The sequence below is a fragment of the Mycobacterium sp. E1386 genome (assembly GCF_001672745.1).
Taxonomy (GTDB): domain Bacteria; phylum Actinomycetota; class Actinomycetes; order Mycobacteriales; family Mycobacteriaceae; genus Mycobacterium.
Window position 1 is genome coordinate 23,413 of sequence record NZ_LZKH01000213.1, and the last position, 22,542, is coordinate 45,954.

The window sequence follows — 22,542 nt, forward strand, 5'->3', positions numbered from 1 at the left end:
GCCTCGGCCCTGGCCTGCTGTGAGGAGCGTTCCGCTGCTGCACAATTAGCGCCATATGGACGTTGTGATCTGTTCCTGTCATGCTCGGCTCTGACTGAGTCGATCACGGATGCCGTGCGTGCCGGCACGCTTACGATCGTCGATGGAAGCGCCGGAACGTCGGCATGACGGCCGGGCCTCGCAACTCTTGGCCGAGGATCCGCGACCACGCCGCTTCCTAAGTCGATGACACCGGCATGATGGGGATCTTCTTCATCGCGCTGGCTCTGGGATCAGGGGCGGCCGCGGCCGCCTTATGGTTTGCTTCACCGCGCGTGTACGTCCACACGCAGAATGGTTCTCCTTGGGCAAACTTGAAATCCTTTGGCGGCAAGTTGATGTCGAGTTTGCACCCAGGAAAGAACGGGGCTGAGATTCGCTGCTCAAAAGTGCAGTTCATCCAGGCCCGTGCCGGTGGGTAGAGGCCTTCGTCGGTGTACTTCTGCAGCACTTCGCACCGACGCATGTTGAGCACCACGTGATCGGGGTTGTACACGATGTACTCGCCGCCGTACCCGAGCGTGCCATCGATGCTCAGGCAGGCCAACTTGAGAAAATCCACCACGTGCACTGGCTCGATCTTGAACACTCTGGCCAGTTTGGGGTATTGGTAATCGATGATGAGTTGATACATGTCGGGAAGCCCGAGCCAGACCTCCTCCTCAGGGAGGATCTTGGTCCACTGGTCGATGAAATAGTTGTGTCCTTTGAGGTACTGGTCCCAATAGGTTTTGATCAGACGTATCAGGGCCGGCTTGGTCAGGTCCTCAGTCTGAACATCAAAGGGAATCGCTTGGTATTGAGCGTTTTTCCAGTCCCAACCCGGAGGGGCGATGTAGCGCCCCATCGGCATCACTTGGCGCATCCCCGCCCGCGACAGCTCCGCGGCGACGTCCATGGCCGCGCTAATGCCGACCTTCTCCGAGTAGATCTTGACATGGGCGTAGGGCATGAAGTTCAAGACGTCTTCGAACACTCGCGCTAGGCCCATGAGGAAATCGCGGGAAAAGTCTTGGACGTTGCCGACCTTCCCCATGAAGTCATGGGTGTAGTCGTCATAGTTGAGTTCTTCGGTCTCAGTGGTCATCGGGGTTTCTCCTCAATTGGGCTCGGCTGGCGTCGTGACCTCGTTGGCTGGGTGGTTCAGCCCGCCTGGGGGCGGGCCATCGCATACCTGTCAAAGGGCCACTGTTGGGCGGCACGTCACTGCGGTGGTGTGTCAGATTGCGACATGAATGGCAGAATCTGACAAAACGATGTTAGTCCGCAGGGGTGTGGGTCACCATCGCGATCCCGCTCAGCGGGATGCCGTCGCAGGTCCGAGCACATCAGTCAAGGGATTGCCGCGGTTAGGATTGACGTGCAGTTCGTGTGGCGAGGAAGTGAGGCAAGGCTGGTGAGCAGTCCGGCGACGCACGCGGAGCGCCGCGCCGAGGATCTTCGGATGCACATCGCGCTAGCTGCCCGCGACACTTTTCTCGCCGACGGGTCTACCTCGGCGACCGTCGAGCGGATCTGCGAAGCGGTGGGCATTGCGCCGCGGACGTTTCACCGGTACTTCCCGGTCAAAGAAGACGTCGTTATGCCGCTATTCCGTGAATTCGGCAGGCTGAGCATCGAGACCCTGCGTGACGCAGCACCGGACAGCGATACCGTCGAGGTCCTCGTTGCGGCATTCAGCACCGAAGTTCTCCGGCGGGGCCGGATGGAGATCGATCGCAGGTTCATGGCGATGATGATCAGCGATCCCCAATACCGATTGCGGTGGCTGGACTGGGGACAAGACCTTATCGCTTCCATCACCGAGTTCCTTGCCGCCCGGTTCGATCTAAGCGATGACCCATTCACCCGAGAGCTGCCTGCCCAGCTGGTGGTTCAAGCGTGTCGGCACGCCTACGTCCACTGGGTCCAGCACGGCGATTTCGCCGCCCTGCAATCCGCGTTGCGATCCGCCATGCAGATGATCGTAGGAACGCTAGCGTGCCCGGGTGTCTGAGCCGCAGTTCACGGTCGGTCGATCAGGATAGGTCCAACGTCGTGTGGCTCTCGGGACATTTCGTTGTCCCACCACCCCGGGATTCGCCGAAATGATCCTTGATGCTGCGCTTTCCGTGCTTAAGCCAATTGGAACGCACTCAGTGGCGCTTCTTCTGGATAGGTAGTGGGTCCGCCGAGGTCGTAGGCAGCATTAAGCGCGGCAATGAATCCAGGGTCGTGCAGGGGATCGCTGGGAGTGTCGAGCTTGATGCCCTTGCCCTTGAGGTCGTCGATCATGATGCCGATGGCCCGTTCGATCGTGATGTCGTCGGAGCCGTCCATGTTCTTTTTGAGTTCCTCGAAGTCGGAGAACACTTCGGCGGACCAGTGGACCAGGAAACGCAACTCGTCGGTGTGGTGACGGGCGATGACGTCGTCGCCGTTCTTCAGAAGCCAGTGGTCGGGGTCGGCCGGGTCGCCGGCGAAGACGGTGTCGAAGGCCAGCCCCGGCGGAATCTGTTGTTCCAGCGGCCCGTTGGCTTCTCCGCGGTGCACCATCATCTCGTTCTGAACGACCACTCCGCGGTTGTTGATCGGCGGCAAGACCCGGGAGGGTGCCTTGAGTGGGCCGTCGGGCCAATAGGTAAAACCGGACCCCTCGTCGAGGGAGAACCAGGTGATGACCTGAGCCATTTTGATGAGGTAGTCGGTGAACAGGCCCGACTTGCCCATCACGCTGCACAGCCAGGTGGGGGCGTTCTCGTGGCGTACACCGCGAAAGCTCGGCGAGTCCAGATGGCCGGGATCGCGGTTGGCGCAGGGGCCGTTGATGTTGAACAGCATCATCTCAGGCTTGGCGTACTCGGCGTTCCAGTAGCTCTTCGCGTGCTCGAGGAACGTGGCGTTGTAGAAGCAGTCGTGCAGCTCCGGGTACAGGATGGCCCCGTAGTTGGCCAGGTAGCCGCGGAATGTTGGCGTCAGAAAGAGGTCCAGCGACGGAGTGAATCCCTCGGGAAAGGCACCGCTCATGGTGGCCATCAATTCGTCGGCCGACGCGAAGTGTTGGGCGATGATCAGCTTCCAAGGACCGTGCGCGTGTACGACATTGAGCAGCCGCTCGCGTTGGTCGGCGGTGTAGACGTTGTCGATTTCGCGCGGCGGGGCGGCGGGCCGCAAAACGTTGGAAAGCTCCATCCGGCGCTCATCCGTAAGCATCAGCGGTCTCCTTCTGCATGTTTGGATTGGTGGGATTGTCTCCGGCACCGTCGTCGTACGGTCGACGCGTGTCCGGTGATCGGGACGTCAAAATGGGAGCGGATTGGCGAACTTGGCGCCCAATGCCGCGCCGATTTCGGCGATGGCGAGTCGGCCGCGGGCGGTCGCGTCGGGGTACATCAGAAAGCCGTGGTAGGTACCCGGATAGCGGGTGAGGGTGGTCTGAACTTCGGCGTCCCGCAGCCGGGCCGCGTATCGTTCACCCCAGTCCCGGATTGGATCGCAGCCACCGGTGACCACGATCGCGGGCGGCAGCCCAGAAAGGTCGGAGGCGTAGGCGGGAACCAGGAACGGGTCCTCGGGCGGCCCGGCATCTCCGTCGGCAAGTGCGTGCATGTAGTCGATGTCGTCGCGGGTGAGGAGCGGCGCGTCGGCCGTCGAAGCGACCGACGGGGCCGTCATGTCGCGATCCAGGCCCGGGTACAGCAGCACCTGCGCGCAGATCGCCGGACCGCGGCGGTCACGCGCGGCCAGTGCAACCGCGGCCGCCAACGAACCTCCGGCGCTGTCGCCGATCACTGCGAGCCGGTTGGCGTCGACGCGTAGCTCCGCGGCTCGGCGTGATACCCATTCAGTGGCGGCGTAGGCGTCGTCGAACTGCGCCGGGGGTGCCGCTTCCGGGGCCAGGCGGTAGTCGACGGCGACAACGGTGGACATCGACGCCGAGGCGAGCGCGCGGGCCAGCGGTTCGAACGAGTGGTTGGAGCCCATGACCAGGCCGCCGCCGTGGAAATACACCAGCACGGGTGTGTGGGAATCTGTGGTGGGACGGTAGATCCGCGCGGGTATCGGCCCGGCTGGCCCCGGGATGGTGACGTCGGTGACGCTGTCCATCTGTGGCATTGCCTCGGGCAGCGGCGCGGATTCGATCGCGGCCCGCACCGCGGCTAGGCCGCGTTGGCGCATCGGCGGGATCGTACCGAACGACGCGACTCGGGCGGCGGCGTCGGGATCCAGCGGGGGAGTGGGCACGTTAATGCCGCGCGGGGTCGAACCGGCGCTCGGTGCGCAATACCGGCGCCTGTTGGGACGCAAGGGTATTGGCACGCTCTTGCATCGCCGACCGAACGTAGTCTGGATGGGTGAGCAGATAGAAACCGCCTTTCGCGGCTTGCTCGAACACCACCGCGGCAGCTGTCAGCGGGTCCATCGCGTCGGCCTTCAGGTCGAGCATGGCCGTACGGTGTGCCTCGGCGGCCGCGACGTCGGTTGCCTCATTGCCGTCGACGCCGCCGGCTGATTCGAAAATGTTGGACAGCACCGGGCCGGGCAGCACCGCCTGGACATGAATGTGGTGGTCGTGCCCGCTGGACTGTACTTCTAGGTCGAGACACTCGGTCATCGCCAGCACCGCATGCTTGCTCACAATGTAGGGCGTTTGCAATGGCATCGCGACGACCCCACCAACAGACGACACATTCCACACCCACGCCTGCTCAGGGCTCGCCATCATTCGCGGCAGAAACGCGCGGATGCCGTAGAAGACCCCGCTGATGTTGATGTCGACGATCCGCTGCCAGTTGACCACCGGGGTGTCCCACAGGTAGCCGAACTGTTCAATTCCGGCATTGTTCACCAGCAACCGCACCGGCCCGACATCGCGATAGGTCTTGTCGGCGAGCTCTTGCATGGCGACGGGATCCCTTACGTCGCAGACCATATCGACCGCGGTGCTTCCTGCGGCGGTGAGCTCCTGGCGCAGGGCGGTGATGCTGTGCGCATCGACATCGGTGAGCACCACGGTCATGCCCAATTTGCCGGCGTATCGGGCCATGCCGGCACCAAAGCCCGAGCCGGCACCGGTGATGACGGCGACGCCGCCAGAGAAGAGCTCTTGAACGGTCATGGTTGCGACGCGGTGGCGGTGTCGCTGTGCAGTTCGGATAGCAGCACGGAGTTGGTGGCATCCAGTACGACGTCCATATCGGTGAACTCCAGCCCATTGGGGCCTCGGCGCACGCCGACGTTGACCACCCCGCTGGACACCGCGAACGGCACGAAGTTGGCGATCTGATTGACGAAGATGTAAAAGCGGGCGCGGGTTACGCCGCTATCGGTGCCGGTGCGGTGCACGTTGGTGGCGTGGTGACGCAGCGGGTAGGGGCTTTGTTTGCGATGCTCGGACAGCCACTCGATGACCGCGTCACGAGTGTCGAGTTCGGGCGACATCAGTTCCTCGAAAGGACTTGCGCCACTGTCGCTTCGGGTCAGGTAGTGCACATCGTGGGCGTAGCTGGCGGCCAGCTCGTCATAGTTGGCTTCGTCGTAGTGGTACCAGAAGGCGGCGATGAACTCCTGCAGTTCCGACAGCGTGATGTCGTTGCTCATGCCCACAGTCAATCCCGGCTGTGGCCCCGCTAACACCCCGGCGCCCGTTGAGTGGAACACCGTCCATGCTCAGCCGCCGATCAGGCTCCATAGCCCGGCGGCTCCCGCCCCAAGCGCGGCCGACGTGACCTGTTCGTCCCAATATTGCACGGATCCGAACTCCCCCCGCCACACCAGGGCGGGCCGGGTGAACTCGTGTAGCCGGTGCTCCCGTGTGGTGCCGATCGCGCCATGAACCTGGTGAGCGTTACGCACCACCACGGAGGCGGCCTGGCCCACACACGAACGTGCCACCGCTATGAGGAAGGCGAGGTTGGAAGCCGACCACGCGCTAGTGACCGCCGCCGTCAGCGCCGCCTCGGTGGCCGATCGCGCCAGAGCCGCCTGCGCGGCGATGTCGGCGATCATGTTCTGCACGGCCTGAAATCGCGAAAGGGGTCGACCGAACTGGACGCGTGAGCTCGCGTGCTCGATCGAAAGCTCCAGAATCCGGTCCAGCGCCGCACACACTTGCACCGCGCGCACCAAGGCCGATTTCAGCCGCAGCTGGTCGACCACACTCGCCTCGAGGGGAACACCGCACCAGCCGGCGGGGTCGGCGACGACGATATCCCGTGGCTCGCCAATCGCATTGGCGCCGGGCGTGATATCCAACGACTCGGCATTGACGTCGGCGGCGTGATACTCGCCGCCCCGCTGCCAGATGACCACGATCTGTTGGGCGCGAGACGCCCAGGGCACGCCCCTCGCGGCACCCTGGGCATCGAGCAGGCACACGGTCCGCACCGCGTCGTCGCATGGCGATCCGCTGGCCTCCAGCAGCCAGCACGCCAATAAATCGTGCTCGGCCAATGGGATTCGCGCGCCGTGCTGAACAGCGACGGTGAGCAGCTCGGCCGCTTCGTGCCAGCCGGCGCCGCTGCCACCGGAGTGTTCGGGGCCGGTGAGGCGCACCAGTCCGAGCTCGTCAAGCTGGCGCCATAGCTGGGCGTCACGATCGACAGTGGCGACGGATGACTGCGTTGTGCGGTACGCGCCGAATACCGCGCGCATCATGTCGATCAGGGCCGGGTCCACCGGGGACCCGTCGATCGGTGAGGTTGTCAACGGATCCCCAATCCGCGGGCAATCACACCGCGCAACACCTCGTTGGTTCCGCCACGCAGGGTAAAGCCGGGGCGCTGGTCCACCGCGGCGGCTATCAGCTCCGAGGATGCCGCATCGACGCCGCCGTGCCGGTCAGCGAAGTCGGCGACGTCACCTTCGACAGTGGTGCCCAGCACCTTGACCACCGCCGCGGCCACGTCAGCGGGCTCGCGGCGCTCCAGGGCGCCGGCGACAGCGGTCGACATCTGGTGCAGGCCGGCGACCCGGGCCACCAGGCGCCCGAGGCTCTCATCTCGCGAGATGCGCTGGGTCGCCATGTTGGCAGTGGTCGCTGCGAGCAGAACGAAAGTAGAGAGGAAGCGTTCGGGTCCGCTGCGCTCAAAACTCAACTCGGATGTCACCTGCGTCCAGCCGGCGCCGACGTCACCGAACACCATCGCGTCGGGCACGAATGCCTGGTCGAGGATCACCTCGTTGAAGTGGTGGGCGCCGTTCATCGAAATGATCGGACCGACCTGCACCCCCGCACCTCGTAGGTCGACGATGAACTGGCTGAGCCCAGCATGGCGCTGGTCTGGCTTCACTGGTGCAGTGCGGGCAAGCACGATGAAGGCGTGGGCGCGGTGTGCGCCCGATGTCCAAACCTTTGTGCCCGATAGCGACCAACCGCCCTCCACGCGCACGGCGCGGGTGCGCACACTGGCCAGATCGGAACCGGAATCGGGTTCGCTCATGCCGATGGCGAAGAAGCATTCGCCACGTACGATCCGGGGCAGAAATTGCGACTTCTGCAATTCGGTGCCGTATTTCAGCAGCGAAGGCACGACCTGGCGGTCGGCGATCCAGTGCGCGGCGACCGGTGCGCCGGCGGCCAGCAGCTCCTCGGTGACCGCGAACCGTTCCAGAAATGTGCGCCCGTGTCCGCCGTACTCGACGGGCACCGTCATACCGATCCAGCCGCGCGCCGCCAGGGCGGCAGTGAAAGTCTCGTCCCACCCCGTGAGCCAGGCGTCTACCGACGGGGTGAAGGCGCCCGCGGCGCGTTGGTCGGCGAGAAACTGACGGACCTCCGCGCGTAGCGCCTGCGTCGATGGATCGACGGCGGCCGGTGGCACCAACCGGGGTAGCGCCATCAGGTCGTCTTCCACTTCGCGATACGCCGTTCATGTTCGGGATCGCGGTGAGCCAGCGGCTGCATCGCTGCGGCCATCCCCAGCGTGGTGTCCAGTGACGCCGTCTGCGATTCTCGCAGCAACCGTTTGGCCATCCGCAGCGCGTGCGGCGGGTTCTTGACGATCCGCTCGGCCAACGCGTGCGCGTGGGAGAGCAGGTCGTCGTGGGGCACCACCCGGCTGACCATGCCCCACTGCAGGGCGGTCGCCGCGTCGATGCGGTCACCGGTGAAGGTCATCTCGGCGGCCCGCTCGGAGCCCACCGCCCGCGGCAGAAACCAGGTGCCCCCATCGCCGGGGATTAGGCCGAGCTGTACGAAGCTCTCGGCGAAGGACGCCCGCTCAGAGGCCACTCGGATGTCGCACATCATCGCCAGATCGCAACCGGCGCCAATGGCCGGCCCATTGACTGCTGCGATCAGCGGAACCTCGAGGCGGGCCAGTGCCCGCGGGATCCGTTGGATGCCGTCGATGTAGGCGTGCCGTTGGGCCCGAGCGTCCAGGCCGAACATGCCGTCTCGGTCGGCCATCTCTTTGACGTTGCCGCCGGCGGAGAAGATCTTGCCGCGTCCGGTGAGGATCACCGCACGAATATTGGTGTCGGCGTTGGCATTATCGACTGCGGCCTCGAACGCGGAGATGAACGCTTTGTCGGTGATCGCGTTGCCGAGGTGCGGCAGGTCGATCGTCCATACCTGCGTGGGTCCGCTGGTCGCGATATCGAGAGGCACGCTCATGCCGGCAGCTGCAGGGACTTGGTCTGCAAGTACTCTTCGAATCCGGCGCGGCCGAGTTCACGTCCGATGCCGGATTTCTTGTAGCCGCCGAACGGTGCCACCGGGTTGTACTTGCCGCCGTTGATGTCGAGCTGGCCGGTCTGCACGCCGCGCGCAAAGGCGATGGCCCGGTCGGTGTCGGCCGCCCACACCGCGCCCGAGAGGCCGTATGGGGTGCCGTTGGCGATGCGCAGGGCGTCGGCATCGTCGGTAAACGGGATGACAGCCAGGACGGGACCGAAGATCTCTTCTTGGCCGAGTTCGGAATCCGGGTCGACGTCGGCGAACACCGTGGGTGCGACGTAGTAGCCGACCTCGCGGATCGGCTCGGCGCCCCCGGTGAGCAGGCGCGCACCGTCGCGTTGGGCGCGTTCGATGAAACCCCGCACGGTTTCGAACTGGCCCGCCGACGCCGAGGGTCCGATTCGGGTCGCCGGGTCGCGCGGATCGCCCACGGTGTATTTCGACACGGCGGCCTCGATCAGCGCCAGGGCCTCGCCGTAGCGGGACTGGGGCACCAGCATCCGTGTCCAGGCCATGCAGGTCTGGCCGCCGTTGAGGAACGCGTTGCCGACTCCGACCTTCACCGCGGTCGCCAGGTCGGCGTCGTGGAGGATGACATTGGCTGACTTGCCGCCAAGTTCAAGCGCGACCTTCTTCACCGACCGCCCGGCCAACTCCCCGACGCGGGCTCCGACGCCCGTGGAACCGGTGAACGAGACGAAGTCGATTTCGGGATGGGCGGCGATGCGCTCGCCGATCCGCGCACCGCGCCCCGAAACCAGGTTCACCACACCGGCGGGCAGACCGGCCTCCTCGAGGGCCTCGACGAACTCGAACACCGACAACGGTGCTTCATTGCTGGGTTTGAGAACCACCGTGCAACCGGCCGCGATCGCCGGGAGCACCTTGGCGACCACCTGATACAGCGGATAGTTCCAGGGCGTGATTGCGCCGACCACGCCGTAGGGTTCGCGCAGGATCAGCGAGTTCCCCACTCGTTCTTCGAACTCGAAACCATCAAGAACGGCAGCGAATCCGCGGGCCACCGCCAGCGGGACCTGCGTCTGCACGGTCTGCGCGATGCGCACCGGCGCACCCATTTCCCGGGTGATCGTCTCGGCGATATCCGGCAGACGCTTTTCCATGGCAGCGATCACCGCCGCGACGCGCTGGCGGCGCTCGGCGACACTGATCAGCGGGTCAAAGGCGCGCCGTGCCGCGGAAACCGCCGCATCGACGTCGGCTTCGTTACCTGCGGGAACCGTGCCAATGACCTGTTCTGTCGAGGGGTCGATCACCTCGATGAGGTCCCTGCCGGCCGGCGTGATCCACTCGCCGCCGATAAACAAAGTCTTCCTGGCGTAGTCATGCATCGGTTGTGGTCTGCTTTCTGTCGTTAGGGCACGATGCTCGCGCGAACGTCACGCTTGCTCTCGGCCGCGGCGAAGGCGTCGTTGATGTCGTCGAGCGGGTAACAGGCCGCCGCGAGTCGGTGCAACGGAAGCCGCGCCTGATGTTGGTCGAGAAACTTCAGCGCCCGCGACAACACGATGGGGTCGTACAACGAGACCCCGACCATCATCTTGTTGCCGAAGACAAAACGGGACGGATCGAATTCGAAGGTCTTGCCAATGTTGATGTTTCCGATCTCCACGTAGCGGCCGAACTGGCCCAGCATCTTGAGGCCTTCGTCGATGGCCGAGGGGTGGCCGACCACCTCGACCACGACATCGGCGCCCTGGCCGTCAGTCAGTTGTCGCACGAGTTTGGTCCGGTCTTTGACCGTCGCGACGTCGTTGATGTCGATGACTGTGTCAGCGCCGAACGCGGTCGCCAGCTCTAGGCGCTCGGCCATACCGTCGATGGCGATCACGTGGGCAGCCCCGCGCGCTTTTGCCACCGCCACTGCATACAGACCCAATGCCCCCGCACCCTGCACCACCACCGATTCGCCGAGCTGCAGGTCGACACGCTCCAGACCGTACATGACCTGTGACAGAGCACAATTGGCGCCCGCGGCGATGTCATCGGATACCGAATCGGGGACCGTGTAGACCACCGCGTCGGCGGGCAGCAGGAAGTAGTCGGCGTAGCCGCCCACGAAATAGGGTGGCTCGTCGGCGCGGCCGAGCATGGCCATCGTCAGCTTCAGACAGGCGTTGCGCCTGCCCGCCAGGCAGTTTCGGCACGTGTGACACGAGAAGAAGTAGGGAAAGACCACTCGCGTGCCCGCCGTCAGCGGCGCGCCATCAGAATCGGTGGTGACCCCAGCGCCGAGCGCTTCGATCGCGCCGACCATTTCATGGCCCAACACGGTGGGTAGTTGACCTCCCAGGCCGCCGGTGGCGAACGTGCCGTGCCAGGCGTGTAGGTCAGAGCCGCAGATGTTGGCGCGACTCACCTTGATCAGGATCTGACCAGGCCCCACCTGCGGAAGGCTCACCGTTTCGATGTCGAACGGCTTACCGGGTTCGTCGAATCGCGCGATTCGGCCTTTAAACACGACAGAGTGGTCCCTTCATTGGCTGGTGAATTCGGGGGTGAATGCGTCCCGCAGGGCGCGTTTGAGTAGTTTGCCGCTGGGGTTTTTCGGCAGTGAATCGACGAAGAAGACCCGTTTGGGCGTCTTGAACCCGGCGAGGTGCTGCCGGCAGTGCACGAGGACGTCGTCTTCGGTGAGGGTGACGCCGTAGCGGGGTATCACCGCGGCGACCACGGCTTCCACCCAGACCGGATGCGCCAGGCCGAATACGGCGGCCTCCTGGATCCCGTTGTGGCGGTACAGAATCTCTTCGACCTCGCGGCTGGCGACGTTCTCGCCGCCGGTTTTTATCATGTCTTTTTTGCGGTCCACGACGTGCAACAGCCCGTGCTCGTCGTAGTAGCCCAGGTCGCCGGAATGAAACCAGCCGCCGCGGAAGGCCTCGGCCGTTTTAACGGGGTCGTCCAGATAGCCGATCATCAGATGTGGGCTGCGGTGCGCGATTTCACCGACGATGCCGGGTGCTACGGGGGAGTCGTGGTCATCGAGGATGGTGGTTTCGACGTTGACCACCGGTCGTCCGGCCGCGCCGGCGTGGGTGTCCTGCTCGTCGGGCCCCAACGCCGAGGCCAGAGGCGCCATCTCGGTTTGACCGTAAAAGTTCCACAGCCTCAGATTCGGCAGCCGTCGGCGTATTTCGTGCAGGACCTCGGCGGGCATCGGTGAGGCGCCGTAGTACCCCTTGCGCAGGCTGGACAGGTCGACGTGGTCGAAGATCGGGCAACGCAACAGTGAAATCCACACCGTCGGTGGCGCAAAGTAATTCGTCACCCCGTACCGCGCGATGGTGCGCAGGACCAATTCGGGGTCCGGCCGCGACAGGATAATGCTGGTCGCTCCCAGATAGAGGTCGGTGGCCAAGAAGTTGTCCAACTGCGCGCAGTGGTAAAGCGGCAGTGAGTGGATTTCGACGTCGTCCGGTGACATCGCACCGGCCACGATGGTGCTGACGTACTGCCACATCAGGCTGCGGCTGGTGTGCATCACGGCCTTGGGCCGTGATTCGGTGCCACTGGTGTACATCAGCCGCACGAGTTGCTCATCGCCGATGGGAGGGTTCGGTGCGGCCGTGGTCGTCGTGAGCCACTGAGCAAAGTCGTGCCAGCCGGCAGGAGGGATGGCCCCGTTGGCCGTCAGCGCAACCTTTGTCGTGACCGCCCCGCCCAGACGCATCGCCTCTTCGGCTGTCGCCGTCAGGGCGGATTCGACGATGAATCCACGGACCCGGCTATCACCGAGGATATAGGCGATCTCCTCGGCGGTGAGCATGAAATTGATGGGCACCAGGACCACCCCCGCGCGCGCGGTCGCAAATGCCAAGACCGCGAACTGCCAGCAGTTGTGGGACAGCAGCGCCGCGCGATCGCCGGGGACAAAGCCGTTGTCGCGCAGCGCGGCTGCGGCTTTATCCACCAGCTGGTCGAACTCGGCGAAGGTCAGCACCACATCACCGTCGATGATCGCGATCTTCTCCGGCTGCCGGCGGGCTGACCGGCGGGGGATGTCGCCGAGCGACTGACTGCGCGCCTGAGTGACGGCGGCGTCAAGTTCCCGAGTCACTCGGTCGTTGTGGTGCGCCGGTTGCATGCGACGAACACTAGGTCCCGATATGGTTTCCGTGATCCTGGCCTCCCGCTGAGTAGACAACAGCGGTGCCCGGGGTGACGGTCGGCTTCAGACTCAATGGCATGACCGCCGCTACCGAATCGACGTCGCCCACCGGACCGGCCGCTCCTGATCCCGACGAACTGCGCGCCAACCTGCGTCAGGCGGACCCGGGTGTGCTGGTGGCGGTGCTGGCGCAGCTCACCGGCGACGTGTCGGTGATCGATACCTACGCGCCCAAGATCTCCTATGTTGCTGACCCGCCCGAGCAGGCCGGCGTCACAGACCCCGACACGGCCGATTCGCTGGTCAACGCCCTCGTCGAGGCGCTGGGACGGCCACGGTGCGCCGATGCGACATCCCCTGTGGACCGGGACTTCTTCGCGAGGCTCCTACCTGTAGCGCTGGGTTCGCAGGTCGACGACGAGCAGGTGGACCTGTTGTTCGAACAGGGCGGCTTCCAGCGGTCGCAGCCAACTTTGCCGCGGACTGTGCCGATCCCCGAGACGATCACCATCGCCATCATCGGTGCCGGTCTGGCCGGGATCAGCGTCGCGCTGGCCGCCGCCGCTGAGGGAGTCGCGTTTGAGATTTTCGACCGCAATGACGAGGTCGGCGGCACCTGGCTGACCACCACCTACCCCGGCATCGGTGTGGATACGCCGTCGGCGTATTACTCGCTGTCGTGGGAAGTGAACCCGGACTGGAGCAGCTACTACCCGCAGGGTGGGGAATATCAGAACTATTTGGTGGCGCTAGCCGATAAACACAAGCTGCGCGACCACATTCGGTTCGGCACCGAGATCGAGGCGCTGTGGTGGGACGACGAACGCAACCAATGGCAACTCCATGCGGTCGATGCCAAGGGCCGTCGCACGATCAGCTACGCCAGCGTCGTGGTCGCCGCGGCGGGCTACCTCAACCGGCCGCGCTGGCCGGATATCAAGGGTCGAGACACCTTCGCGGGCAACAGCATTCATTCGGCGCTATGGGATTCTTCACTCGATCTCACCCACAAAAAGGTGGCCGTGATCGGGGCGGGCTGCACCGCCGTACAGATCGTCGACGCGTGTGTCGACCAGGTCGAGCACCTGACGGTGTTCCAGCGGCAGCCACACTGGGTGGCGCCGCGTAAGCGGCTGACCGATGAGGTGCCCGCGTTCCGGCGTTACCTAGGACGGCACCTGCCCTACTACGCGAAGTGGCACCGGCTCAAGTCCTATTGGGCCACCGCGGACAACAACTACCCGATCATCCTGCAAGACCCGGACTGGAACAAAGATCACCTGTCGATCTCGCCGGCCAATGACGTCCTTTTGCAAATGTGCCTGCGCTACATCGAGGACACCTTCGGAAAAGACACCGAGCTGGCCAAAAAGGTCACCCCGGACTTCGCCCCCTACGGCAAGCGGATCATCCGTGATCCGGGCGGTTACTACGCGGCGTTGACCCGCGACCATGTCGACGTGGAGGCCAGCGAGCCGGCCGAGGTCAACCCGAAAGGCATTGTCACCCAAGACGGCCGGCAGATCGACCTCGATGTAATCATCTACGCGACCGGTTACTACTTGGACTTCTTATCCACCGTGGACATACGTGGACGCGGCGGCAAGAAGCTGGCTGACGAATGGGGTGACAACCCCCGTGCGTACCGTGGTGGCACGGTGCCCGGCTTTCCCAACCTGTTCATCATGTCGGCACCTAACTACAGCCCGGGACACGGTGCGGGAGCGAACTTCTCTATGGAAGTGCTCGCGCACTACATCATCGAATGCTTGCAGTTGATGGCGCTGCGCGGCGCCACCACGATCGAGGTCACCCAGCAGGCGTACGAGGATTACGTTGCCGCGATCGATGAGGCGATGCTCGGCACGGTATGGTGCCACACACCCAACGCCCACACCTACTACCGGTCCGGCTCGGGCCGGGTAGTGGTGGCCACCCCGTACCGACTGGTCGACGTCTGGCATCAGCACCGAGCGCCGATCGAGCAGGACTTTACGCTGCGGTGAACGAGTTGCTCACCGGCAGGACGGCTTTGGTAACGGGAAGCAGCCGCGGCATCGGTCGCGCGGTGGCCCAACGGCTGGCGGCCGAGGGTGCCACCGTCGCGGTGACGGCGCGCGCTCACGCGCCCTCACGCTCGCATCGCGCCGGGTCCGATCGCACACTACCCGGCACGATCGAGGAGACCATCGCCTTGATTGAAGATGCCGGCGGGTCGGCGTTCGGGGTGGTCGCCGACCTCGAAGACGCCCAGGCGCGCGAGACCCTGGTCGACCAGGTGCTCGACCGCACCGGCCGCATCGACATCTTGGTCAACAACGCCGGCTTCGCCGACTACTCGGTCATCGAGGACATGCCGCTGCAGACCTTCGACCGCACCGTCGAGCACTATCTGCGCACCCCCTTCGTGTTGACCAAGGCCGCGGTTCCGCACATGCGCAAACTGGGCGGCGGGTGGATCGTGAACATCGGCTCGGTCACCGGTGTGGCACCGGCGCGGCCGTACCGCGATTACAACAAGACCTCCGGCGATGTGATTTACGCGTCGTGCAAGGCCGCACTGCACCGGTTCACCCAGGGGGTGGCCGCCGAGCTGCTCGACGCGAACATCGCGGTGAATTGCGTTGGCCCGTCGACGGCTGTGCGCACCCCCGGCGCATCCTCGCTTATCCCAGAGGGCTTTCCGACCGAGCCGGTGGAGTATCTGGCCGAAACCGTGCTGGCAATGTGTCATCTACCGGCGGCCAAACGCACCGGCCTGGTGGCGTTTAGCTTGCACTACTCGTGGTCACAACGGCTGCGGGTGCACAGCCTGGACGGAAAAACCGAACTGCCGCCACTGGAGCCGCCGGCGAACGCTAATCCGAACATCCTGCCCGCCGGGATGTGAGTCCCTCGGCGGACAACGGAGATCTGCCCGACACCGACTGGGCCCGGGACCGACTAGGTCGGCGACGCGGTCAAGACGGGCTGATTGCATCGACAGAAGCTGTGGCACACGCGGTCTCGGATGATGACATCAGGGCATTCAGGATCAAACCAGCGGTCCACGACCGCCCAGTGGATCGGATGCATCAGGTAGGGGCCCATCAGCGCATCGACGTCGCTGAACTCTTGCTCGAACACGTGGGTCCACCGTGATGCCCCGACCGCATCGTCGACCCGGCTGAGCTGCCATGCCCTGATCGTCGGTATGAAGCGCGGCATCGAGGCCAACTCGTTCTCGAAACGCGCAACGGTGTCGGCATCGGTGTCCGGCAGCACCCGTAAAAGCAGGGCCCGGTAGACCGTGCCCGGGCGGCCACCATTGGGCGTTGGAGCGCCCCTGTAGCTGACCCCGTTGACATGGGTGATCGCAGGATCGCCCAAAATCGCGGTGAAATCGTCTGCGGCGGTGAGCCATTGACTCGGGGAATCGAACCTCAAGTGGACTAGGACGTCACCGCCGTTGCGGGCCCCGGGCAGCGTCGGCTCGACGAGCCGGTGACGGGCGCCAGTCGCCTCCGCGCTCGCGCGCACCAGCGTGAGTATCCGGTCGCGGTGTTCGTCTGCGACGTCGAGGAGGCGGGTGACGTTATACACCGCAGAGCCCGTCGACGTCGTCGGCGGCCGCAGCGACCGAGCGGGACCGCTCGGCGACGAGTTCCTCGATCTGGTCCCACCACCGGGCCAGCGTCGAGTCGGGGCGGCCCTTCCAGGTCATCTCCCACCAGGCCTGGGCGCTGGGCAGGGCCCAGGTGATGGTGACAGTGTTGGATTGGTCCGTGAACCAGATCGGCGGACTGACCAGGACATCGCGCAGCGTCATTCCGCGGGAGCGGGCACCGGGCGCGTACTCGGCGAGGTAGGTCTCCACGAACTTCCGTGCGCAGCCAGGCCGCGTAACCACCCTGTCGATCACGAAAATCCGACCGTCGGCCATGGGCGTGACCGTACCGACCGTGTGCGACCCCGGACAGGTTCAGTCCCGGCCATCGGGAGGACCTCATTGCCCCCCATCCGGCTGGGCACCACGGTGGGAGGATGAGCGCTTCCTTCAGTCCCGTGCAGCTCGGTCCGGCCACCTTGCGCAACCCGATCATCAAGGCCGCGACCTCCGAAGGCCGATCGCCCCAGGGGCTGGTCACCGATGATCTCATCGCATTTCACCGGGCGTTCGCCGACGGGGGAGTGGGCATGACGACTGTGGCCTACTGCTGTGTCGCGCCCGAGGGCGCCAGCGCCCCGGGGCAGATCGTCATGAGCTCACAAGCGTTGCCCGGCCTGCGCAGACTTACCGATGCCGTGCATGGGGCGGGTGCGGCCATCTCGGCCCAGCTGGGCCATGCCGGGGTGGTGGCCCCCAGGGCGCTGACCGGGGTGACCGCCCTGTCGCCGAGCCGGTTCGTCAATCCGACGTCGTTGGCCTACTGCCGGGCGATCACCCGCGACGAGATAGCAACCGTCATCGACCAGTTCGGCGCGGCGACCCAGGTAGCCATCGATGCCGGATTCGACGCAGTTGAACTGCATTTCGGACACCTGTATCTGCCGAGCTCGTTTTTGAGCCCACTCATCAACCGCCGCAAGGACGAGTACGGCGGCTCCATCGACAACCGTTCCCGCCTGTCACGGGAGATCGCAGAACGCGTCCGCGAGGTGGCCGGCGGCCGGATCGCCGTCATCGCCAAACTGAATATGGACGACGGACTGCCCGGCAGTATCTGGATCGATGAAGCGTTGCGCACCGCGCAACTCCTCGACACAGACGGCACTCTCGACGCGCTCGAACTGACCCAAGGGTCCTCGGTCTTCAAGCCGATGTACCTGTTCCGGGGCGACGTCCCGGTGCGCGAATTCACCCGCGTCATGCCGGCCGCGCTGCGGCCTGCCATCAGGCTGGCCGGCAAGCGCGTGATGGGCAGCTATCCGTACAGCGACCTCTACATGCTCGAAGCCGCACGCCAATTCGTGCCGGTGATGCGCAACACCAAACTGATCCTGCTGGGCGGCATCACCCGCCGCGACCACGTCGAGACCGCACGAGAGGAGGGATTTGACTTCGTGGCGATGGGTCGGGCGCTGCTGCGGGAACCCGACCTGGTCAACAAGATGATTGCCGACCCGGCCAGCCGCAGCCGATGCAACCACAACAACAAGTGCATGGTCACCGTTTTCGGCCGCACCCACTGCGTGCTCGATCCCGACCAACGCTACGGGCCACCTACCAAGATCGAGGAGCAGCCCGCCCAGCCCGCAGCACGGTAATCACCGCAGCAGCGTGGCCAACTCGCGGCACGCCTGCCGCCGGGCTTCGTGAGCGATGTCGAGCATCGGCATCGTCATGAACCCATGGATGCCTCCCTCGAAGCCACACCGCACGGCGACCACCCCCGCCGATTGCAGCGCGTCGGCGTAGGCGATGGCTTCGTCCCGAAGCGGATCGTGCCCGGCCGTGACCATCACCGCGGGCGGTAGCCCGTGTAGGTCCGCCCGCAGCGGTGAGGCGTAGGGATGGTCACGGTCGGCGGGTGCCGGCACGTACTGGTCCCAATACCATTGCAGCGCGACCTTCGGGTTATAGAAACCCTTGCCGAACAGTCGATATGACTCGGTGTCGAAGCCGGCCGCGAGCATCGGGTAGAGCAGCAACTGAGCGGCAATCGCCGGGCCGCCGCGATCGCGCGCCATCAATGCCGCGACCGCGGCCAGGTTGCCACCGGCGCTGTCACCGCCCACCACAACCGCTCGTGGACCGCCGCCGGCGAGGTCGGCGGCCCATCGGGTGGCAGTGTAGACATCCTCGGCCGCTGCGGGCCAAGGGTTTTCGGGAGCCAGCCGGTACCCCACGGAAACCACCACGGCGGGAACGAGGTTGGCCAGACTGCGGCACAGGCCGTCATGGCTGTCGAGGTCGCAGAACACGAATCCGCCGCCGTGGGCGTATACCAGGATGGGCAAGCCTGCGTCGTCGGCATGGCCGTGGGGCCGGTAGATCCGTACGGGAATGTCGGCGTCGGTGCCTGGGATCGTGTGGTCTCGAACTGTGGCGACCGGCTCGGGCTCGGCGGCCGGCACGAACCGCTCGCGGATGGCCGCCCTGGCCTGGGCGCCCGTCATGGTGTGGACCGGAGGAAAGTCCGCGTCCAACCCCTCGATCAGCGAGGCGATCTGGGGATCGAGGTTCACGCGTACTGCAGGGCGGGCTGCCGCGGGGGCATCGGGCGCGGGGGCAGCAGCGGTCGCATTGTTTGCAGCGTGGGCGCCACCCGGTGAGCGCCGTCTTCGATGTTGCGCCAGATATTCACCGCGGTCATGCGGACCGGGGTGGTCAGCCGCTGATCGAACACCATGCGATTCATCGGTGCGCATACCGACACCGCGGCAATCGCTTCACCGGGGTTGCCGATGGGGGCTGCCACGCAGCCAAAACCCAGCAGCGACTCCTCGCGCTCGAAGGCGACGCCATGGGCACGCACCTTGGCCAACTCAGCGGCCAGTTGCGATCCGGTGCAAATGGAAAACTTGGTCTTACGCGCCTGCAGGTCAACGTCGGCCTGCTGGTCGCTGTAGGCCAGGATCGCCTTGCCGACCCCGGTACAGTGCGCGGGCTGCCGACCGCCGACCCGGGTGGGGATCGCATTGATCAGTCGGTCACCGATCTTGTCGAGGTAGACGACATCGGGCCCGTCCAGAACCGCCAGATGAACGACAAGCCCAGTGGCGCGGTGCAATTCACCCAGCAGGGGAGCGGCCGCGCGCACCAGGCGGTCTTGGTGCACGGCCAGTGAGCCCAACTCCACCAGCCGCATGCCGAGCTCGTAGTCGCGGCCGTTGCGGCGTAACCAGCGCAGCTGAACCAACCGCTCGAGCATCCGGTGCGCCGACGAGCGCGGCAGGCCCGTGCGCCGCACGATCTGGGCCAGCGTTAGCCGTCCCGGTCCTTCGAAGGCGTCCAGCACCAAGGAGACGCGGTCGATGACGGCGGTGGGAGTTGCTGTTTCCAGGGGCGCTGACATCAGTCCTCCAAAGCTCCATTGCATCTGGCTGCGATATCTCTATTAGAGATACCCCAGTTTGTACCATAGCCTTGTGCTCGCTGTCACATGACATGCCAAAAGCGCCACCGGCCACAGTTGTGGCGGGTGGGGGATGTAGGGATCAGTGCAGGTCGGCTAGCCCTTGGCCGCGGATCGGCCCGCGCGGCGGCCGTAGAAGCTGCCGTCGCCGAGCGAGATGCCGCTGGCGTAGCCCCACGCGGCCAGCCCGGCGGTGCAGCGGCCGGCGGCGAACAGGCCGGGGATGGGTTCACCGCTGACGTGGAGCACCTCGGCGTCCAGCGTGGTGGCCAGTCCGCCCAGGGTGAAACCGCCGGTGTTCTCGCGCAAGTCGATCGCGCCGACCGGGGAACCGATGGGCCGCAACCACTCCGGCTTCTTGTGCAGTAGCGGGTCCTCGCCGCGGGCGGCGCCCTCGTTGTAGGCGGCGACGGTCGCCTGCAGGGAAGCCGGCGCCAGACCCATCTCGCGTTCCAGGTCGGCGACGGTGTCGGCCACCCAGGTCGCCTCTCGCAGCATGAACTTCGGCGACCAGGACGCCATCGCCTCCTGCTGGGCGTCGTCGTCGATGATCAGGAAGGCGGTGTTGTCCTGTTGGTAGAGCGTCAGCTGGCCGATGCGGCCCGGATAGGTGTCCTCGGCGACGTAGCGCTGACCGCGGCCGTTGACCAGGATGCCGCGCACCAGTTGCTGTGGGTCGATGAAGATCGCGACCTCGGTGGCGTCCATGTGCGCCAGGTCGGCGCCCAATGCCTGAGCCATGCGGATGGCCTGGCCGTCGTGCTGCTCGATGGAGGCGGCCGGGCGGCCCGCGATTCGCGGGGCGTAGCGGGCCACCATCGCGTCGTTGTAGGCGAAGCTGCCCGTGGCGAGCACCACGCCCTTACGGGCTCGGACCGCAATGTCGTTGCCGTACTGGCGCGCCCGGATGCCCACGACGCGGCCGTCGGCCCCCACGACGAGGCCTTGCACCCGCACGTCGTAGAGCGCGCGTGCGCCGGCGGCGATGGCGGTTTCGACGAGCGGCTTCATCAGCATGTAGCCGGCGCTGGCCTCGCCCTGCTTCTTGTTCTGCATCTGCGGGACGTGTCCGCGCGGGGCGGGGGAGGCGATTGTGTTGAACGGGTAGGCGTTTTCGCCGCCGCTGTACATCAGGCCCTGGTCGCCCATCGGTTCCCAGCCGGGCTCGGAGAAGAACTCGGCCTTGAACGGCACGCCGCAGCCGACCAGCCAGTCGAAGTGGGCGACGCTGCCGGCGCAGTAGTCGGCGATCCGGTCCGCGTCGGCGCCGGGCCCCATCGCGACATTGAGGAACGCCGCCATGTTGTCGACGGAATCGTCGAAGCCGCAGGCTTTTTGCAGGGGCGTCCCGCCGCCGAGGTAGATGAACCCGCCGGCCATCGCCGCCGCGCCGCCCCAGGAGCCGGTGCGTTCCAGTACCAGGACGTCGGCGCCGGCGCGCGCCGCCTCCACCGCCGCGGCGGCACCGGCCACGCCGTAGCCGGCGATGACGACGTCGGCCTCGTCATCCCACGACGTGATGGACGCGGCCGGGACCGGCGTGACGTCCTGATCGGGTGTCATAACCGCATGGCCGCGGGCATTTCACCGATCCACTGGTGACCCCAGTAACTGTCGGCGGTGATTTCCTCTGCCGTGTAATAGGTTTCGTCGACACGCATGCCGTCGGTACCGAATTCGATGTCCCAGTCGCCGGGGGCGCGCACGTAGAACGACACCATCTTGTCGTTGGTGTGCCGGCCCAGCGTGGAGGACAACTGGAAGCCCTCGGCGTTCACGCGGTCCAGTGCCTGCCCGACGGCGTCGAGGCTGTCGACCTCCACCATGATGTGCACCAGGCGCGGGTCGCGCTGATGTGCGGCCGGGACGATGGCCAGGCTGTGGTGGCGTTCGTTGATGCCGAGAAAGCGAACCCGAACGGGCCCAAACTCTTTCGGCAGCGGCACCCGGAACGCGCCCCGCGCACGGAACCCCAGCACCTCGGTGTAGAAGTCGAACAGCCCGTTGGGGTCCATCGCGGGCACGACGACGTGGCCCATGCCCTGGTCGCCGGTCACGAACTTCGCGCCGAAGGGGGTGACGACCGGGCTGTGGTCGAGCACCGCACCGTGAAACACCTCGAGCGTGGTGCCGGCCGGGTCGTCGAAGGTGATCACCTCTTCCACCCGGCGGGCTTCGGCCTCGTCGGCCGACAGCTGCTTGAAGGGCGTCCCGGCGGTGTCCAGGGTTGCCTTGACCCGTTGCAGTGCCGGGCGGTCACGCACCTCCCAGCCGACCGTGAGCACCCGGTCGGTCTCGCCGGGCACCACGATGAGCCGGGCGGCGCGCTCGTCCATCCGCAGGTACAGCGCCTCGGGGTCGGGGCCCTTCCCCTCGGCGAAACCCAGCACGCCGAAGGCGAATTGGCGCCAGCGGTCGATGTCGTTCGTCGAAATGGTGATGTAGCCAAGGCTTTTCAGGTCGGTCAACGTGCTCTCCTAGATCAAGGCCCGCAGGGGGCCCTCGGGCGGGTCGATACCCAGCGAACTCAGCGCCGACGCGTGATAGGTGGTGCCCGGCATGTGGATGGCGTGCAGTTGGCCGACATGCACGTCGCGCCAATACCGTTGCAGCGGCTTGTCCATGCGGGCCGCGTTGCCGCCCGAGCGGGCGAA

At 65.5% G+C, this 22,542-nt stretch carries 21 protein-coding genes and 1 pseudogene; 4 read left to right on the plus strand and 18 right to left on the minus strand.

The window, feature by feature from the left end; translation table 11 throughout:
* Positions 1–217 precede the first annotated feature (217 nt).
* The gene (locus tag A5709_RS21895; protein WP_067277064.1) at positions 218–1,126 is read right to left on the minus strand and encodes a hypothetical protein; all 909 of its coding nucleotides are present in this window, start codon (positions 1,124–1,126) and stop codon (positions 218–220) included.
* A 309-nt stretch (positions 1,127–1,435) separates the two neighbouring features.
* Here A5709_RS21895 and A5709_RS21900 point away from each other — a divergent pair, with 309 nt between their 5' ends.
* On the plus strand, positions 1,436–2,035 hold the full coding sequence (locus A5709_RS21900; protein ID WP_231987038.1) for a TetR family transcriptional regulator: 600 nt from the start codon (positions 1,436–1,438) through the stop codon (positions 2,033–2,035).
* 119 nt (positions 2,036–2,154) lie between these two features.
* Here the strand turns inward: A5709_RS21900 and A5709_RS21905 are convergent, their stop codons facing one another.
* The 10 genes from A5709_RS21905 to A5709_RS21950 form a co-directional block, all read right to left on the minus strand.
* Entirely contained in the window at positions 2,155–3,231 is a 1,077-nt protein-coding gene (locus A5709_RS21905; RefSeq protein WP_068009091.1) for a hypothetical protein, read from the minus strand.
* Between the two features lie 87 nt (positions 3,232–3,318).
* Positions 3,319–4,263, minus strand: a complete 945-nt coding sequence (locus tag A5709_RS21910; RefSeq protein ID WP_068009088.1) for an alpha/beta hydrolase — start codon at positions 4,261–4,263, stop codon at positions 3,319–3,321.
* Position 4,264: 1 nt separating this feature from the next.
* On the minus strand, positions 4,265–5,137 hold the full coding sequence (locus A5709_RS21915) for an SDR family oxidoreductase (RefSeq protein ID WP_068009086.1): 873 nt from the start codon (positions 5,135–5,137) through the stop codon (positions 4,265–4,267).
* Positions 5,134–5,619 (minus strand): nuclear transport factor 2 family protein, encoded by a 486-nt coding sequence (locus tag A5709_RS21920; RefSeq protein ID WP_068009083.1) that lies wholly within the window; start codon positions 5,617–5,619, stop codon positions 5,134–5,136. Before A5709_RS21920 ends, A5709_RS21915 begins: the two co-directional genes overlap by 4 nt.
* A gap of 69 nt (positions 5,620–5,688) precedes the next feature.
* Complete coding sequence (locus A5709_RS21925; protein ID WP_068009104.1) at positions 5,689–6,675, minus strand: acyl-CoA dehydrogenase; 987 nt, start codon at positions 6,673–6,675, stop codon at positions 5,689–5,691.
* 47 nt (positions 6,676–6,722) lie between these two features.
* On the minus strand, positions 6,723–7,859 hold the full coding sequence (locus A5709_RS21930) for an acyl-CoA dehydrogenase family protein (protein ID WP_068009107.1): 1,137 nt from the start codon (positions 7,857–7,859) through the stop codon (positions 6,723–6,725).
* Complete coding sequence (locus tag A5709_RS21935; protein ID WP_068122418.1) at positions 7,859–8,635, minus strand: crotonase/enoyl-CoA hydratase family protein; 777 nt, start codon at positions 8,633–8,635, stop codon at positions 7,859–7,861. The genes A5709_RS21930 and A5709_RS21935 overlap by 1 nt, the downstream gene beginning before the upstream one ends.
* Positions 8,632–10,050 carry an aldehyde dehydrogenase family protein gene (locus tag A5709_RS21940; protein WP_068009079.1) on the minus strand — a complete coding sequence of 473 codons (1,419 nt, stop codon included), beginning with the start codon at positions 10,048–10,050 and terminating at the stop codon, positions 8,632–8,634. Before A5709_RS21940 ends, A5709_RS21935 begins: the two co-directional genes overlap by 4 nt.
* 23 nt (positions 10,051–10,073) lie before the next feature.
* Positions 10,074–11,180 (minus strand): zinc-binding dehydrogenase, encoded by a 1,107-nt coding sequence (locus A5709_RS21945; RefSeq protein ID WP_068122422.1) that lies wholly within the window; start codon positions 11,178–11,180, stop codon positions 10,074–10,076.
* Between the two features lie 15 nt (positions 11,181–11,195).
* The gene (locus tag A5709_RS21950; RefSeq protein ID WP_068122425.1) at positions 11,196–12,806 is read right to left on the minus strand and encodes an acyl-CoA synthetase; all 1,611 of its coding nucleotides are present in this window, start codon (positions 12,804–12,806) and stop codon (positions 11,196–11,198) included.
* Between the two features lie 101 nt (positions 12,807–12,907).
* On the opposite strand from A5709_RS21950, the gene A5709_RS21955 reads away from it, so the two are divergent.
* Positions 12,908–14,836, plus strand: coding sequence for an NAD(P)/FAD-dependent oxidoreductase (locus tag A5709_RS21955; RefSeq protein ID WP_068009068.1), 1,929 nt, complete (start codon positions 12,908–12,910; stop codon positions 14,834–14,836).
* Positions 14,833–15,720, plus strand: coding sequence for an SDR family NAD(P)-dependent oxidoreductase (locus A5709_RS21960; RefSeq protein WP_068009065.1), 888 nt, complete (start codon positions 14,833–14,835; stop codon positions 15,718–15,720). The genes A5709_RS21955 and A5709_RS21960 overlap by 4 nt, the downstream gene beginning before the upstream one ends.
* A gap of 53 nt (positions 15,721–15,773) precedes the next feature.
* Here A5709_RS21960 and A5709_RS27755 read toward each other — a convergent pair whose 3' ends face one another.
* Entirely contained in the window at positions 15,774–16,412 is a 639-nt protein-coding gene (locus A5709_RS27755) for a Dabb family protein (RefSeq protein WP_068009063.1), read from the minus strand.
* Complete coding sequence (locus A5709_RS28985) at positions 16,405–16,752, minus strand: hypothetical protein (protein ID WP_068009060.1); 348 nt, start codon at positions 16,750–16,752, stop codon at positions 16,405–16,407. Before A5709_RS28985 ends, A5709_RS27755 begins: the two co-directional genes overlap by 8 nt.
* 101 nt (positions 16,753–16,853) lie before the next feature.
* Here A5709_RS28985 and A5709_RS21975 point away from each other — a divergent pair, with 101 nt between their 5' ends.
* On the plus strand, positions 16,854–18,077 hold the full coding sequence (locus A5709_RS21975) for an NADH:flavin oxidoreductase (protein ID WP_068009057.1): 1,224 nt from the start codon (positions 16,854–16,856) through the stop codon (positions 18,075–18,077).
* Here A5709_RS21975 and A5709_RS21980 read toward each other — a convergent pair whose 3' ends face one another.
* The 5 genes and pseudogenes from A5709_RS21980 to A5709_RS27760 all read right to left on the minus strand — a co-directional run.
* A complete protein-coding gene (locus A5709_RS21980) occupies positions 18,078–18,998 on the minus strand; it encodes an alpha/beta hydrolase (RefSeq protein WP_068009055.1) in 921 nt (306 codons plus the stop codon).
* A complete protein-coding gene (locus A5709_RS21985; protein ID WP_068009052.1) occupies positions 18,995–19,828 on the minus strand; it encodes an IclR family transcriptional regulator in 834 nt (277 codons plus the stop codon). The genes A5709_RS21980 and A5709_RS21985 overlap by 4 nt, the downstream gene beginning before the upstream one ends.
* Before the next feature lie 156 nt (positions 19,829–19,984).
* A complete protein-coding gene (locus A5709_RS21990; RefSeq protein ID WP_068009049.1) occupies positions 19,985–21,451 on the minus strand; it encodes an FAD-dependent oxidoreductase in 1,467 nt (488 codons plus the stop codon).
* Positions 21,448–22,356 (minus strand): biphenyl-2,3-diol 1,2-dioxygenase, encoded by a 909-nt coding sequence (gene bphC, locus A5709_RS21995; protein WP_067949334.1) that lies wholly within the window; start codon positions 22,354–22,356, stop codon positions 21,448–21,450. The genes A5709_RS21990 and bphC overlap by 4 nt, the downstream gene beginning before the upstream one ends.
* A gap of 9 nt (positions 22,357–22,365) precedes the next feature.
* Positions 22,366–22,542 (minus strand): annotated as a pseudogene (locus A5709_RS27760) (hydroxylase); the annotation flags it as partial.

Excerpts from the sequence above, each read along its gene's own strand:
- A5709_RS21895 (WP_067277064.1), bottom strand. The coding sequence starts at position 1,126 with ATGACCACTGAGACCGAAGAACTCAACTATGACGACTACACCCATGAC.
- A5709_RS21905 (WP_068009091.1), bottom strand. The coding sequence starts at position 3,231 with ATGCTTACGGATGAGCGCCGGATGGAGCTTTCCAACGTTTTGCGGCCC.
- A5709_RS21915 (WP_068009086.1), bottom strand. The coding sequence starts at position 5,137 with ATGACCGTTCAAGAGCTCTTCTCTGGCGGCGTCGCCGTCATCACCGGT.
- A5709_RS21920 (WP_068009083.1), bottom strand. The coding sequence starts at position 5,619 with ATGAGCAACGACATCACGCTGTCGGAACTGCAGGAGTTCATCGCCGCC.
- A5709_RS21925 (WP_068009104.1), bottom strand. The coding sequence starts at position 6,675 with ATGATGCGCGCGGTATTCGGCGCGTACCGCACAACGCAGTCATCCGTC.
- A5709_RS21930 (WP_068009107.1), bottom strand. The coding sequence starts at position 7,859 with ATGGCGCTACCCCGGTTGGTGCCACCGGCCGCCGTCGATCCATCGACG.
- A5709_RS21935 (WP_068122418.1), bottom strand. The coding sequence starts at position 8,635 with ATGAGCGTGCCTCTCGATATCGCGACCAGCGGACCCACGCAGGTATGG.
- A5709_RS21940 (WP_068009079.1), bottom strand. The coding sequence starts at position 10,050 with ATGCATGACTACGCCAGGAAGACTTTGTTTATCGGCGGCGAGTGGATC.
- A5709_RS21950 (WP_068122425.1), bottom strand. The coding sequence starts at position 12,806 with ATGCAACCGGCGCACCACAACGACCGAGTGACTCGGGAACTTGACGCC.
- A5709_RS21955 (WP_068009068.1), top strand. The coding sequence starts at position 12,908 with ATGACCGCCGCTACCGAATCGACGTCGCCCACCGGACCGGCCGCTCCT.
- A5709_RS28985 (WP_068009060.1), bottom strand. The coding sequence starts at position 16,752 with ATGGCCGACGGTCGGATTTTCGTGATCGACAGGGTGGTTACGCGGCCT.
- A5709_RS21975 (WP_068009057.1), top strand. The coding sequence starts at position 16,854 with ATGAGCGCTTCCTTCAGTCCCGTGCAGCTCGGTCCGGCCACCTTGCGC.
- A5709_RS21985 (WP_068009052.1), bottom strand. The coding sequence starts at position 19,828 with ATGTCAGCGCCCCTGGAAACAGCAACTCCCACCGCCGTCATCGACCGC.
- A5709_RS21990 (WP_068009049.1), bottom strand. The coding sequence starts at position 21,451 with ATGACACCCGATCAGGACGTCACGCCGGTCCCGGCCGCGTCCATCACG.